Annotated in this window: 13 protein-coding genes; 6 read left to right on the top strand and 7 right to left on the bottom strand. The window is 66.9% G+C overall.

Features of this window, described 5'->3' with window-relative positions:
* Positions 1-24: 24 nt before the first annotated feature.
* Together RUMESO_RS26980 and RUMESO_RS25680 are read left to right on the top strand one after the other, a co-directional pair.
* Entirely contained in the window at positions 25-1,458 is a 1,434-nt protein-coding gene (locus RUMESO_RS26980; RefSeq protein ID WP_245639181.1) for a calcium-binding protein, read from the top strand.
* Complete coding sequence (locus RUMESO_RS25680) at positions 1,349-2,644, top strand: calcium-binding protein (protein WP_245639187.1); 1,296 nt, start codon at positions 1,349-1,351, stop codon at positions 2,642-2,644. The genes RUMESO_RS26980 and RUMESO_RS25680 overlap by 110 nt, the downstream gene beginning before the upstream one ends.
* Positions 2,645-2,979: 335 nt before the next feature.
* Here the strand turns inward: RUMESO_RS25680 and RUMESO_RS07185 are convergent, their stop codons facing one another.
* From RUMESO_RS07185 to ytfQ, 7 genes are all read right to left on the bottom strand, one after another.
* Entirely contained in the window at positions 2,980-3,705 is a 726-nt protein-coding gene (locus tag RUMESO_RS07185) for a FadR/GntR family transcriptional regulator (RefSeq protein ID WP_037279223.1), read from the bottom strand.
* 5 nt (positions 3,706-3,710) lie between these two features.
* The gene (locus RUMESO_RS26975; RefSeq protein WP_245639180.1) at positions 3,711-4,211 is read right to left on the bottom strand and encodes an ABC transporter permease subunit; all 501 of its coding nucleotides are present in this window, start codon (positions 4,209-4,211) and stop codon (positions 3,711-3,713) included.
* Positions 4,184-4,675 carry an ABC transporter permease subunit gene (locus tag RUMESO_RS26970; protein WP_245639179.1) on the bottom strand — a complete coding sequence of 164 codons (492 nt, stop codon included), beginning with the start codon at positions 4,673-4,675 and terminating at the stop codon, positions 4,184-4,186. The genes RUMESO_RS26975 and RUMESO_RS26970 overlap by 28 nt, the downstream gene beginning before the upstream one ends.
* Positions 4,672-5,712: an ABC transporter permease gene (locus RUMESO_RS07175; RefSeq protein WP_037279221.1), complete on the bottom strand. Its 1,041-nt coding sequence runs from the start codon at positions 5,710-5,712 to the stop codon at positions 4,672-4,674. The genes RUMESO_RS26970 and RUMESO_RS07175 overlap by 4 nt, the downstream gene beginning before the upstream one ends.
* A complete protein-coding gene (locus tag RUMESO_RS28415; RefSeq protein ID WP_425414881.1) occupies positions 5,709-6,935 on the bottom strand; it encodes a sugar ABC transporter ATP-binding protein in 1,227 nt (408 codons plus the stop codon). The genes RUMESO_RS07175 and RUMESO_RS28415 overlap by 4 nt, the downstream gene beginning before the upstream one ends.
* Positions 6,920-7,213, bottom strand: coding sequence for an ATP-binding cassette domain-containing protein (locus RUMESO_RS26960; protein WP_281177543.1), 294 nt, complete (start codon positions 7,211-7,213; stop codon positions 6,920-6,922). The genes RUMESO_RS28415 and RUMESO_RS26960 overlap by 16 nt, the downstream gene beginning before the upstream one ends.
* A 174-nt stretch (positions 7,214-7,387) precedes the next feature.
* A complete protein-coding gene (gene ytfQ, locus RUMESO_RS07165) occupies positions 7,388-8,335 on the bottom strand; it encodes a galactofuranose ABC transporter, galactofuranose-binding protein YtfQ (RefSeq protein WP_037279219.1) in 948 nt (315 codons plus the stop codon).
* A gap of 615 nt (positions 8,336-8,950) precedes the next feature.
* On the opposite strand from ytfQ, the gene RUMESO_RS07160 reads away from it, so the two are divergent.
* The 4 genes from RUMESO_RS07160 to RUMESO_RS24985 all read left to right on the top strand — a co-directional run bounded on the left by RUMESO_RS07160 (position 8,951) and on the right by RUMESO_RS24985 (position 13,031).
* Positions 8,951-9,514 carry a hypothetical protein gene (locus RUMESO_RS07160; RefSeq protein WP_037279217.1) on the top strand — a complete coding sequence of 188 codons (564 nt, stop codon included), beginning with the start codon at positions 8,951-8,953 and terminating at the stop codon, positions 9,512-9,514.
* Between the two features lie 224 nt (positions 9,515-9,738).
* Positions 9,739-10,005, top strand: a complete 267-nt coding sequence (locus RUMESO_RS24000) for an AlpA family phage regulatory protein (protein ID WP_342670737.1) — start codon at positions 9,739-9,741, stop codon at positions 10,003-10,005.
* Positions 10,006-10,503: 498 nt separating this feature from the next.
* Positions 10,504-12,189, top strand: a complete 1,686-nt coding sequence (locus RUMESO_RS24990) for a hypothetical protein (RefSeq protein ID WP_156362733.1) — start codon at positions 10,504-10,506, stop codon at positions 12,187-12,189.
* A gap of 677 nt (positions 12,190-12,866) precedes the next feature.
* A complete protein-coding gene (locus tag RUMESO_RS24985) occupies positions 12,867-13,031 on the top strand; it encodes a hypothetical protein (protein WP_156362731.1) in 165 nt (54 codons plus the stop codon).
* Positions 13,032-13,135 lie beyond the last annotated feature (104 nt).

The following is a 13,135-nucleotide window of genomic DNA, read 5'->3' as shown; positions in this document are numbered from 1 at the left end:
GAGACGCGCTGGCAGGGCATCGAGGTGCTCCAGCTCACGCTGGGCTCGGGCAACGACAGCATCGACGTGCGCGGGGTGGCCGACGACTCCCGCGTCACCGGCTACGCCCATAGCATCACCGCCGGCGCCGGGGACGACAGCTTCGCGGTCGACCTCCTGAGCCTCGGGACGCTGACCTTCGCCGGGGACGAGGGGACCGACCGGCTCACGGTGGACTGGTCGGCCGCCACGAACGGCATCACCTGGTCGGACAACTCGCTTGCCACCTTCGTCGAGGGTTGGGGCTGGGTCTACCTCAACCACACCGGGGTCGAGGACTGGAACATCACGGGCGGCTCCGGCAACGACGACCTGCGCGGGGGGAGTCTGGACGATGTCATCTCGGCCGGCGGCGGGGACGACGACCTGCGCGGGGGCACCGGCAAGGGCACCTACCTCGGCGGGGCGGGACAGGACCTGATCGTCGCGACGATCGCCAGCAAGACCGGCGCGGCGACCACTCAGGACTTCGTCCTGAGCCTCGCCGACACCCAGTCGCGGACCGTGACCGTGAACGCCGGCACGGCCTTCGAGACCTCCTGGCAGGGGGTGGAGGTGGTCCAGCTCACGCTCGGATCGGGCAATGACAGCATCGACGTGCGGGGCGTCGCTTCGGCCCGGGCGGCCCATCAGCTCGACATGGGGTCGGGCAACGACAGCTTCGCCATCGACCTCAAGAGCCTCGCCGGCGCGACCGTCTGGGGCGGCGACGGCACCGACCGCGTGACCCTCGACTGGTCGGCCGCCACCAACGGGATCGTCTGGTCGGGGAACTCGCTCGCGACCTTCGTGGACCTTCGCGGCTGGGTATACCTGAACTATTCGGGCATCGAGGCCTGGACCGTCGTCGGCGGCTCCGGGGACGACGACATCCGGGGCGGCGACCTCGACGACACGCTCTCGGGCGGGGCCGGCAACGACAACCTGGCGGGGGGCGCGGGGAAGGGCGCCTATCTCGGCGGCGCGGGCCAGGACCTGGTCTCGGCCACCATCGCGTCGGGCGGGGTCGCCTCCACGGGCGACTTCGTCCTGCGACTGGCCGACACGCAGGCCAGGACCGTGGTCGTCAACGCCGGCATGGGCGTGGAAACCTCCTGGCAAGGCATCGAGATCCTCGACCTCACCCTGGGGCTCCGGCAACGATGCCGTCGACGTGCGCGGCGTCGCCTCGGACCGTGCCGCCCACCAGGTCGCGGGGGGCGGCGGCAACGACAGCTTCTCCATCGACCTCCAGAGCCGGGCCGGCGCCAGCTTCGACGGCGGCGCCGGCACCGACACGCTGGTGCTCGACTGGTCCGGCGCGACCGGCATGATCTACTCGGGCGGCACGTACCTCTCGACCTACATCGAGAATCGCGGCTGGCTCTATGTGACCGCAACGAACGTCGAGCGTTGGAACATCTCGGCCGGCGCCGCTGACGACACGCTCTACGGCGGAGCCCTGGATGACACCCTGAACGGCGGGGGCGGCCACGACACGCTCATCGGCGGGCTGGGGAACGACACCTACATCGTCGACGCGGACGACACGGTGGTACGACGCGAGGGCGAGGGCACGGCGGATCGGATCCTGGTCGCCACCGACCATACGCTTGCCACGAGCCTCCAAGTCGAGGTGCTGGCGGCTGCCGATGCTGCGGGAACGGCCGCGCTCCGGCTCACTGGCAACGAACTGGCCCAGACGATCACCGGCAATGCCGGGGCCAACACGCTGTCCGACGGCGGCGGCACCGGCGCGGACCGGCTGCAAGGGGGCGCGGGCAGCGACACCTACCTCGTCGGCAACGCGCTGACCCTGATCGACGAGGGCACGGGGCAGGGCACCGCCGACCGGGTGCTGGCCGGCGTCTCCTTCGCGCTGGCCAGCGACGACGACGTCGAGGCCCTGGCGACGACCTCGTCCACCGCCACGACGGCCATCAACCTGACCGGCAACGCCCTGGCGCAGACGATTACGGGCAATGCCGGGAACAACGTGCTCTCGGATGGCGGCGGGGGCGGCAAGGACCTGCTCGCAGGACTGGGCGGCAACGATACATTCGTGATCCGCAATACCGGCACGACCATCCAGGAAGGCGCCACCGAAGGTACGGCGGACAAAGTCCTGGCTGGGCTGTCCTTCGCGCTGGCCAGCGACGACTACGTCGAGGCTATGGCGACGACCTCATCCACCGCCACGACGGCCATCAACCTGACCGGCAACACCCTGGCGCAGACGATCACGGGTAACGCCGGGGTCAACCGCCTGAACGGTGGAGCGGGAATGGACAGGCTTGCGGGCGGTGCCGGCGGCGACGTCTTCGTATTCTCGACCGCGCTTGGAGCCTCGAACATCGACACGATCAGCGACTACAAGGTCGTCGACGACCAGTTCGATCTCGATGATGCCGTCTTCACCAAGCTCGTTCTCGGCAACCTCGCGAGCGGCGCCTTCGTGAGCAACACGACGGGCCTCGCCAGCGCGACAGGGCATCGGATCATCTACGAGAACGATACGGGCGCCCTGTTCTACGACCCTGACGGAAGCGGTACGGCGGCTCGCATCCAGTTCGCCAAGCTGACGGCGGGCCTCTTGCTCACCGCATCGGAGTTCCATGTCATGTGAGGGTCCGACTGGCCAAGCCTTCGGCGCATGCCCGGTCGGACCAACTCGGCGCCCGGGGCCCACCCGCTGCGGTCACGTCTCGGCCGGCAACCGGTCATCGGAAGCCGGGGACGCACCGCGCCTCAACCCAGCCGTTGCTTGGCTCTCATACTGACGATCACGGGCCGGCAGGCGGACGTGAACGGCGCCCCCCGTGGCAGCAGAGCGGCTCAGGGAGATCCCCTTCGACAGCTACCGTGGCGCTCCACCCAAGCGGACCATCGCAACGGCGGCCGCCGAGCCCGGGCGGTCGTGCGCAGGATCGCCCATCTCATCCTCTGGTCGGCAGCAAGCCCTCAAAGGGCTCGGAAGATCCGATCCCGTCCGACCACGATGACGTGTCGCATGGCAGCCTCCGCCGAGGGACCGTCCCGAGCGGCTATGGCCTCCACGATCCTGCGGTGATCCTCGGTCACCTCCGACTGGATGATCGGGCTCTCGGCCGGGGAGCTGATCCAGAAGGACGACAGAAGTGCCGCCTCGATCAGGGCGCTGACCGAGTGCATGAAGACGTTGCCCGACGCCTTGGCGACCTGCCGGTGAAGTTCGATGTCGACCGCCGCGAAGGACCTGCGGTCGGGCGCGGCGGCCATGCGCTCGACGGTGCTGCGCATGTTCGCGACGTCCTCGACGCTGGCGCGCGCGGCCGCGAGCCCCGCCGCATAGGGCTCGATGGCGAGCCGCATCTCGCTGAGGTCGGCGAAGAAGGCCTTGCCCGTTCCTCCTTCCATGTGCCAGCGCAGGACGTCGGCGTCGAACATGTTCCAGTCGTCCCGGGGCCGGACCTTGGTGCCGACGCGGCTGCGCGCCACCAGGAGGCCCTTGGCGGTCAGCGTCTTCATGGCCTCGCGCAGCACCGTCCGCGAGACGCCGAACCGGCTGACCAGGTCCTCGTCCCGGGGGAGGATCGAACCCTGCAGCAGGCGTCCCTGGATGATGTCGGCGCCGATGGCATCGACGACCTGGGCGTGGCTGTTGCGCGTCAACTGCGTCCCGAGGGAGCCCCAAAAGATCTCGGCCATCCTGCTCATCCCGTCCGCCGGGCTGCTCCAATCGTCAGCAGGCCCTTCTGGAGGACGATGAAGAGGAAGAGAAGCATCCCGATGACGATCTTGGTCCACCAGCTCGACAGCGTGCCATCGAAGACGATGTAGGTCTGGATCAGCCCCATGGTGAGCACGCCGAACAGGGTGCCCAGCACCGTCCCGCTGCCGCCGGAGAGGAGTGTGCCGCCGATCACCACGGCCGCGATGGCGTTGAGCTCCACGCCCACCGTGGCCAGGGGGTAGCCGGCCGCCGTGTAGATCGCGAACACGATCCCGGCGAGGCCCGCCATGAACCCCGAGAAGGCGTAGATGAGGATCGTCGTCCGGGCGATCGGCACCCCCATCATCCGCGCCGTCGCCTCGCCCCCGCCCAGCGCGAAGACGTTCGTGCCGAAGCGCGTCCGATGGGCGAGCAGCATGCCGCCCGCGACCGACAGGAGCATCACGGCCCCGATCAGCGTGAAGCGCCCCTTGCCGGGCATGAGCCAGTAGGCCTTCTGGAGAGTCTCGAAGAAGGGGTGGTCGATGGGGATGGAGTCCAGGGCCAGGAGGTAGGCGATCCCCGGGCCAGGAACATGCCCGCCAGGGTCACGATGAAGGCCGGCATGGCGAGGCCGTGGATGAGCGCGCCCTGCGCGGCCCCGAAAGCGGTCGTGAGCGCCAGGACCAGGAGGAACACGACCATCGGATGCAGGCCCGAGTCCCTCAGCATGACGGCGATGAAGACCCCGGAGAAGGCGATCACCGATCCGACCGACAGGTCGATGCCCCCCGACAGGATGACCACGGTCATGCCGACCGCCGCGATGCCGAGATAGGCGTTGTCGGTGAGCAGGTTGCCCACCACGCGCGTGGAGAGGATCCGGGGGAACTGCAGCCAGCACAGCAGGAAGGCGAGCACGAAGATCGCGATCGTCACGTAGAGAGGAAGACGACGGGGGTTCATTGGCCGGCCTCCTGGACCGATCGGGGCGCGGCGCCGGCCTCGTCGGCCCGGCGCCGGCGCGAGAGGAGGCCCGCGGCGACGGCGCCCAGACGCGGCGACTGGAGCGTCAGGATGAGCAGGACGAGGATGGCCTTGATGACGAGGTTGAACTCGGGCGGAAATCCCGCGAGCAGGATGCCGGTGTTGATCGACTGGATGATCATGGCGCCGATCAGCGAGGCCAGGATCGAGAAGCGGCCACCTAGGAGCGAGGTCCCTCCAATGGCCACGGCCAGGATGGCGTCGAGCTCGAGCCAGAGGCCGGCGTTGTTCGCGTCCGCCCCCTTGATGTCGCCGGCGACGATGAGGCCCGCCACCGCCGCGCAGAGGCCCGAGATCATGTAGACGGTGAGCAGCAGCACCGTGCTGTTCACGCCGGCCAGACGGCTCGCGCGGAGGTTCACGCCCACGGACTCGATGAGGAGGCCCAGCGCGGTGCGCCGCACGACGAGGCCCGTGAGGATGCCGGCCAGGATCCAGGCCCAGGCTGGCACGGGAAGGCCCAGGAAGGCGCCGGAGCCGAGATAGGCGAAGCCCGCGTCGCTGAAGGTCAGGATCTTGCCCTCGGTGACGAGCTGGGCGATGCCGCGCCCGGCCACCATCAGGATCAGCGTCGCCACGATGGGCTGGATGCCCAGCACCGCGACCAGGAACCCGTTCCAGAGCCCGCAGATCAGCCCCGTCGCCAACGCCAGCGCGACGGCGACTCCCAGGCCCCAGCCCCCGGTGACGGCAAAGGCCGCCACGGCCCCGCAGATGGCCATGATCGCGCCCACCGACAGGTCGATCCCCCGCGTGGCGATCACCAGCGTCATGCCGATGGCGAGGAGCGCCACGGGGGCGCCGCGCTTCAGGACGTCGATGGGGCTCCCGACGAGGCGGTCGCCGCCGAAGCTCACGGATGGGAAGCTCGGGAAGAAGAGCGTGACCAGCACCAGCACCGCGGCGAGCGTCAGGAGCTGGGGCGCGACACGCCGAAGCAGTCCGAAGCCGTTCATTCGGCAGCCTCCGTATCGCGTTCGGGCGCGGCGATGGCCCGGACGATGGCGTCCGTCGTGATCTCGTGCCCGGTCAACTGGGCCACATGGCGCCGGTCGCGGACCACGATCACGCGGTCGGAGACGGCGACCAGCTCCTCCAGCTCCGAGGAGATCACGAGGAGGGACATGCCGCTCGCCACCATCTCGTTTATGAGTCGCAGCACCTCGGCATGCGCGCCCACGTCGATGCCGCGCGTGGGCTCGTCGAGGATCAGGAAGCGCGGGTTCATAGCAAGCCAGCGGGCGAGGATCACCTTCTGCTGGTTTCCTCCGGAGAGGAGCCCCACCGGCTTCTCCGCCCCCGGCGTGCGGATGTCGAGGCGCCGGACGTAGTCCTCGGCCAGCCGCCGCTGCTCGGCGCGCGGGATGGGCCGGGCCCAGCCGCGATGCGCCTGGAGCGCGAGGGCGATGTTCTCGCGCAGGGTGAGGTCGCCGATGATGCCGTCCGTCTTGCGGTCCTCGGGGGCGAAGCCGAAGCCGGCCGAGATGGCGCGGGCAGGCGAGGAGAGGTCGATCCGCCCCTTCTCGTCGCGCACGGTGCCGCTGTCGGCCCCCGTCGCGCCGAACAGGACCTCGGCGGTCTCGGTTCGGCCCGAGCCGAGAAGCCCCGCCATGCCGATGACCTCGCCCGAGCGGACCGTCATGTCGAACGGGGCGACCTTCCCGCGCCGCCCCAGCCCTTCGACGCGCAGCATCTCTCCGCCGGCGGCCCGTCCGCCTTGGCCATGCGCGGTCGCCTGCTCCAGCTCCCTGCCCAGCATGAGGTTGATGAGCTGCACCCGGTCGAGGTGCGCCGCCTCGGTCGTCGCGATGAGGCGACCGTTCCGCAGGACGGTGATCCGGTCCGAGATCGCGAAGACCTGGTCGAGGAAGTGCGAGACGAAGACGATGCCGAGGCCCCGCTCGCGCAGGTTCCGCACCACGTCGAAGAGCAGCGCCACTTCGCGGGCGTCGAGGCTCGCGGTAGGCTCGTCGAGGATCAGGACCTTGCCGGACAGGTGGACGGCGCGGGCGATGGCGACGATCTGCTGCACGGCCACCGAGTAGCTGCCCAGGTCGCGCTCCACGTCGATGGAAAGGCCATAGCCCGCCAGCATCTCCCGGGCCATGGCGCGCATCCCCCGGCGGCTGACCAGGCCCAGTCGGCGGGGCTGGCGGCCCAGGGTCAGGTTCTCGGCCACCGTGAGGTTCGGCAGGAGGTTGACCTCCTGATAGACCGTGCCGATCCCCAGCTCCTGGGCCTCGAAGGTGCTGTGGGGTCCACGACCTTCCCGTCGAGGAGGACCTCGCCCCCGTCCCGGCGATAGGCCCCCGTCAGGCACTTGATGAGGGTGGACTTGCCAGCGCCGTTCTCGCCCAGGAGGGCATGGACCTCGCCGGCCTTGAGGCCGAAGTCGACGCCGTCGAGCGCGACCGTGCCGGGAAAGCGCTTGGTCAGTCCTCGGGCTTGCAGGAGCATCGGGGCCTCCTTCCGGCTTGGTGATGCGGCCAGTCTAGCGGATGGCGAGCCGCCGCGCGCGAGCCATCCTGCCCATGGGCGCGCGAAGGAACCGGAGCGGAGGCAGGTCCGCTCCGGTCGCGGGGCTGGAACCGGGCCGGCGGGAGAGCGACCGGCCCGCCCCGCGGTGCGAGCTCAGTAGCCCAGGTCCTTGCGGCGGTCGTACTCTCCTTGCGGATCGTCGGACTGGGTGTAGAGGCGCGACTCGGTCTGGATGAACTTCGGCGGCTCGGTGCCGTTGTCCCAGTAGGCCTGGAGCGCGTCGAAGGCCGGGCCCGCCATGTTTGGCGTGAGCTCCACGGTCGCGTTGGCCTCGCCGGCCGCCATCGCCTGGAACAGGTCCGGCACGCCGTCGATGGACACGATGGTGACGTCCTCGCCGGGCTTGAGGCCCGCTTCCTTGATCGCCTGGATCGCGCCCACGGCCATGTCGTCGTTGTGGGCGTAGAGCGCGCAGATGTCCGCGCCGCCGTTCTCGGCTTGGAGGAAGGCCTCCATGACCGTCTTGCCCTGGGCGCGGGTGAAGTCGCCCGTCTGGGATTGGACGATCTCGATGTTGTCATGGCCCTCGATGGCGTTGCGGAAGCCCGTGGCCCGGTCGATGGCGGGCGAGGAGCCCGTCGTGCCCTGGAGTTCCACGACCCGGCAGGGCTCGTCGCCCACCTGATCGACCAGGAACTGGCCCGCGACCTCGCCTTCGTGCACGAGGTCCGAGCCCACGGCGGTCAGGTAGAGCGAGGGATCGCTGTCCACCATGCGGTCGAGCAGCACGACGGGGATCTCGGCCTCCTTCGCCTCCTCGAGCACCGCGTCCCAGCCGGTCGCCACCACCGGCGCCAGCAGGATGGCGTCCACCCCCTGCGCGATGAAGGACCGCACCGCCGCGATCTGGTTCTCCTGCTTCTGCTGGGCGTCGGAGAATTGCAGGTCGATGCCGCGCTCTTCGGCCTGCTGGTTCGTCACGGTGGTCTCGGCCGCGCGCCAGCCCGATTCCGAGCCGATCTGCGAGAAGCCCACGACCTGCGCGGACGCAGCGGTCCCGAGCACCAGCGCCGACGCGCTGGCGAAAAGCGTCTTCTTCATTCTGAAGTTCCTCCCTTGGAGCCATGAGGCTCGACGTATGATTAGTATGATTATATGACTGGTCAAGGACGAAGCGTCGGACGAATTGCATTCGGAGGCCTTGGCGTCCCTGGCCGCACCAACGGAGCGGACCCGCGAGGGTCCATTGCTCCCGTCCTTCCACTCCGCCGGTTTGGAAGCCGGATCATCGCGGCGAGGTCGCCATGAAGGCCGATCCATCGCCTTCGCTCCACCGTCCAGAGCGGACTGACCCCGGTGCAGCCAGGAAAGGAGACCGCCCTCACGATCCGTCACGACCCGCTCAAATAGCCGACGAGGTGGCGGCCCCCGGGGAGCTGAGACGCCGATGGCAGGCGCGGGCATCAAGGTTCTCGGGGCGCTTACGGCACACACGCTCTACTCAGGGTGGCAGCGATCGGCGCATTCTCAACGTGGTCCGCGGGGGACCCGGTCGTGATCGAGAACGGCAGCGAGAACGTCGGCCTCGGCGGCAAGCCGGTGAACCCAGCAGCGGGCCAGGACGTTGGAGATGCGTCACCTTGCCCATCTGCATCCCTGTCGCCCAGACCCATGATCCGCTCTGAGCTGTGTGCCCTCACCCGGATGAGCATCCCCATGTTCAACGCGTGCCTGCGTGCGGGGGACCTGCCGTTCGGGACCGAGGCGGGCGAGGTCTGGGATGCCGAGGGGCGGCTGTGGTCCAACTTCGGCCTCCAGCATGCCGCCGCCCTGCTCGCGGCGGACCAGCTCGTGGGGGCGGGCCTGAGCTGGCGCGAGGCGGCCTGGACGCTGCGCGAGCCCCGGATCCCCGTGCCCCGGAGCGCGAACGCCCGTCAGGACGGAAGCCACTTCGTGGCTCGCGCCGAATTCCTTCGCGAGGGTGGAGGCGAGCCCGACTTCCGACCGCGCTACGCCATCTACTCGGGGACCTTGCACGACATCGTCGCGGCCGCGCAGCGGGACGTGGGGGCCTACAACCAAGGCAGCGCACGGAGCGCGTACCAGAAGATCGGCCTGACGGCCCTGGTCGCCGCGACCTGGGCCGGGCTCGGCGCGTGGCCCAGATGCGCGCGGACGAGATGGGCCTCGCCCCCGAGCAGGTCCTGCGGATCGACCCGGACGCCGATGCGGCTCCCTCTGGCTGATCGCAGCCGAACAGGTCCGGGGTTCGGGTCCTAGTGTCAGCGATGATCTAGCGGCAGAGCTTGAACCCCCGCAGCGCCCGCACCGGCTCGGATTGCCGCCCGCAACATCCCTCGTGCCTCATCGACCGGCCTTGGACAGATGTCGTCGAACATTCCTCTGCCTTGGAATAGGCAACGGAGACCATGAGGTGGTTGATGGAAGGTCAGTGGCGGAGAGACAGGGTGTAGGATGAGTGCCCCTAAGTCCCCCTCTTGGCAGTGCGGTTGCGATCCCACAACCGATTTCGGAACCATGCTCACGCAAGCCGCGTCAGAGCGCCCCGCAAGAAGGAGCCCTTTGTGGCCGCTGATCAAGTTCTCAGACTTCGCGCCGTCCTCGCGCGTACGGGCCCGGGCCGTTCGACATTCTACGCCATGCCAGAGTTGGGCGAGTTCGTCCGGCCCGTTTGGCTCAGTGCCCGCGCCGTCGGCTGGCGCGAGAGCGACGTGGCGACTGGGAGGACATGGCCTACACGGTCCCGCTAACCTCGACATCCTGCATCAAGGGTGGGGAGCGGCCCTACTTCGTCTGCCCGGGGCAGGTATGCGGACGTCCCTGCCTGCGCCAGCCGTTCAACCTCTACTCGGGCGGACGACACTTCTTGTGCCGCAACTGTTACCGGCTCGCGTTTCAGAGCCAGTCGGAGACGCCCCACGACTGGCTCCTGCGCCGGGTCAGCAAGCTCAGGCCGGGAAACACACTGCCGCCCCGCCGCTAGGACGAGCCGCACCGCACATTCTTGATCAGTCGCTCAACGATTCTTGGGCGTGCCTCCCCGATCGACTGGGCGGACCGTAAGTTACATCACGCAGAAGCTGAGTCCGCAGACTTGCAGTACCACGCCAAAGCCGCCTAAACGCTGGTGAGGGAGCATGAGTGAGCGCGGTAGCACGGATGGTTGCTCAGTTTACCGTAGCCGTTCTGCTGCGTATAGTTCACCATCCTCGGGGCGGAATGGCACCGACCTATAAGGAAATGCAAGAGTGCTCACTTTCCGGCCAGCTTTGGCGCCTGATGTAGATTTCGTACTTGCAAACAGCCCCTTGGACCCGACTAAGTTAAACGGCTTTACATTAAAGCCTCTGAACGGCTCCACGCTTATTCTTGCTATTGGCTGCGGATTAGCGGAGAACCCGAACCCCAGCATTCACCTCTTCTCTGGCTTCTGCGCTCGTAACCGCCGAGTTGTTTCGGGCGCCGACGCCTTCACGCTCGACTGGACAGATCGGCACCCCGGCAACTACGCAATCGTCGAAGAGCACGATAGGGAACTCTCGGTAAGAAGTGACATTTTCGGCCTTCAGGCGATCTATTTGTATCGGTCCGCTACGAACCAACTGGCATCCAACAATCTCCACATGCTCGTCTCAGTTTGTCGCCAACTGGGTATACGACTGACCCCGTACAAGCCCTTCTTCGAGCGTCGTCTCCTGCCGCGTTGGATTGGTCAGCAGGCCTCCGGCCGTGTTTGTGCATTCAGCGAGATCACGCTTCTATTAACCGACGAGGAGCTTAGGGGGAGCCGCTCGACCGGGTTTCGCATCATCCGCAGCCCACGCCAACCCTTCACCCGGTACGCGGATGCACTCGAAGCCAGCATCGAAGCCATCACCAATCAGGTTGCCGCAGCCGCGAACACATTCCATTGCCTCGTGTACCGATTGTCCGGTGGATATGACAGCCGGGCGGTGTTCGGTGCACTCATTCGCCTTGATCTACTCAAGCGAGCATACTGCTGGACGTTTCCGCATCTCGCTGACGATTTCAGATCGGTGCAGATGCTTGTCGAGCAGTATGGCGGCGAATTCTGCAGTGATTTCCCGTTTGGTCGCGCGGTGGTCCCCTTGACCATTGAAGATGCCTTCAACCAGTGGGCAAGTAACAACTTCGGTTCTTACAGCACCTTGCTGGGGTTCGAAAAACACGCGAGAGCCAGTTTCGACGATCGAACGGTGGCGGTGCTGTTTGGTGGTGGCGGAGAGTGTTATCGAGATTTTTATTTCGCCGATGTGGATATAGAGAGAGAACATAAGTTCAGGAAACGCATCGCAGCTATAGTGAGTGGTGATACCCCGTCACTTCGAGGTTCTGCGCATAGGATCGCTGAGTCGTACTGCGAGGAGCTGAACGCGCTGCCCGGTGCAAGCGTTCGAGAAAAACTCAGGGCCCATTACCTGAATTACCGAAACCGATTTCACTTCGGCGGCGGCACGTCAAGTAAAATGAACCGCATCAGCATGTCGCCGCTAATGCAGGTCGGGCTCTTGGATGCCGCCGAGATCAGCCGCAGGGAAGGTCGGGATCTTAGACGCATTCTGGCCGATATCTACGAAGCGTTTCATCCGGACCTCATGAAGATTCCTTTCGATCGGCCTGAGAAGGCCATGGTTCCTCAGTCCCTCCAATGGCCGGGCAAGGCTTATGACCCCGTCTCGATCACCTCCGCCAAGCCACCGGCTCTGTTCGATAGCAAGCGGAAAAGTGCTCTCATCGAAGAGAAGTTCAAGGAGGCCGTCACCGGAATCAAGGAGATCGGCATTTACGACGATTTCGACTTCGATGGGTACGTAGCCGACATCATTAATCGTGGCCAAGTAAAACCAGCCGTCATGCCCGAATACCAAGCGAGCGTCATCAGCACATATCATCTCCTGCAGTACGCATCCTAAAGGTGTAGAATGGAAATATTCGTGCGCCTTAAGTTGGTCGGGACGCTGACGCTGCGGATGGTGGGCAACTGCGATGCCGGCAGTTTGGCCGAAGCTTCTGTGATCACGCCCCATGCATCCGGGTCTTGATGGCTTGGTTGCGGAAGGGGTATGTCGGGTTTGAGCAATTGCGGATGGGGGACCTTGCCGCACTGCCATGGTTCACCTGATCGGCCCATTCAACGATCTGGCGAGTCGATGTGAGGGCCGCGCGGGGTCGTGAACCTCACGGAGCTGGAGCGTGAGGACCAGAAGTGCGCAGACGTGTCGTCACTGGCCGAGCTTCACGACAACAGAGGCTGTGCCGCGCTGGGTAATTGGTGTAAGGACAACCGCGCCCCGGTTGGTGGGTCACCCCGGCGCAACCTTGCTCTCCTACCTCGTGACGCCCGAGCGGCAGACTGAGGACGAGATCCTCTTCCGTCTTGTCCCTCTCGACGCCGAGCGGCGGCTGGGGGAGGCACAGGGCCGCGACCGTTGGCTCAGGTCCGGGTGTCAGGCAGCTCGGGTTGACGCTCACGTCGCCGGCGCCGGCAAGCAGGAGGAGCGCGACGTGGGCCTCCCGCCGGCCTGCCCGAACCGCGCCCCTGGCCCGAAGAGCCCGCGCCCGGGTCCGCGCCATCCGCGACCTTCTCGACGTGGCCGAGTCGCCACTCTCGGCCGAGGACGTGGCCCGCGCCTTCAAGGGTCGTCTGAGCCCCCAGCGCCGCCGGTGCGTTCAAGAGGTGCTCGCCATCATGGCCGACCTCGGCATTGCCCGTTACTGCCAGAACGCCAAGCTCTACGCTCCCCGTCCCTCATGAGGTGGGGGGACTCACGGGGGGACACCTTGGACTTAGGTGGCTCTGTTGCGCAAATCCTGCGGGATTCCTCTTGGAGGCTGAGTGGGTTAGTGGATGAGGATGCC

It is taken from the genome of Rubellimicrobium mesophilum DSM 19309 (assembly GCF_000600335.2).
Classification (GTDB): domain Bacteria; phylum Pseudomonadota; class Alphaproteobacteria; order Rhodobacterales; family Rhodobacteraceae; genus Rubellimicrobium; species Rubellimicrobium mesophilum.
Note: the sequence above shows the minus strand (reverse complement) of the source record. Positions and strands in the feature narration are given on the sequence as shown.

Excerpts from the sequence above, each read along its gene's own strand:
- RUMESO_RS25680 (WP_245639187.1), top strand. The coding sequence starts at position 1,349 with ATGATCTACTCGGGCGGCACGTACCTCTCGACCTACATCGAGAATCGC.
- RUMESO_RS07185 (WP_037279223.1), bottom strand. The coding sequence starts at position 3,705 with ATGGCCGAGATCTTTTGGGGCTCCCTCGGGACGCAGTTGACGCGCAAC.
- RUMESO_RS26975 (WP_245639180.1), bottom strand. The coding sequence starts at position 4,211 with ATGCCCGGCAAGGGGCGCTTCACGCTGATCGGGGCCGTGATGCTCCTG.
- RUMESO_RS26970 (WP_245639179.1), bottom strand. The coding sequence starts at position 4,675 with ATGAACCCCCGTCGTCTTCCTCTCTACGTGACGATCGCGATCTTCGTG.
- RUMESO_RS07175 (WP_037279221.1), bottom strand. The coding sequence starts at position 5,712 with ATGAACGGCTTCGGACTGCTTCGGCGTGTCGCGCCCCAGCTCCTGACG.
- RUMESO_RS26960 (WP_281177543.1), bottom strand. The coding sequence starts at position 7,213 with ATGCTCCTGCAAGCCCGAGGACTGACCAAGCGCTTTCCCGGCACGGTC.
- ytfQ (WP_037279219.1), bottom strand. The coding sequence starts at position 8,335 with ATGAAGAAGACGCTTTTCGCCAGCGCGTCGGCGCTGGTGCTCGGGACC.
- RUMESO_RS07160 (WP_037279217.1), top strand. The coding sequence starts at position 8,951 with ATGTTCAACGCGTGCCTGCGTGCGGGGGACCTGCCGTTCGGGACCGAG.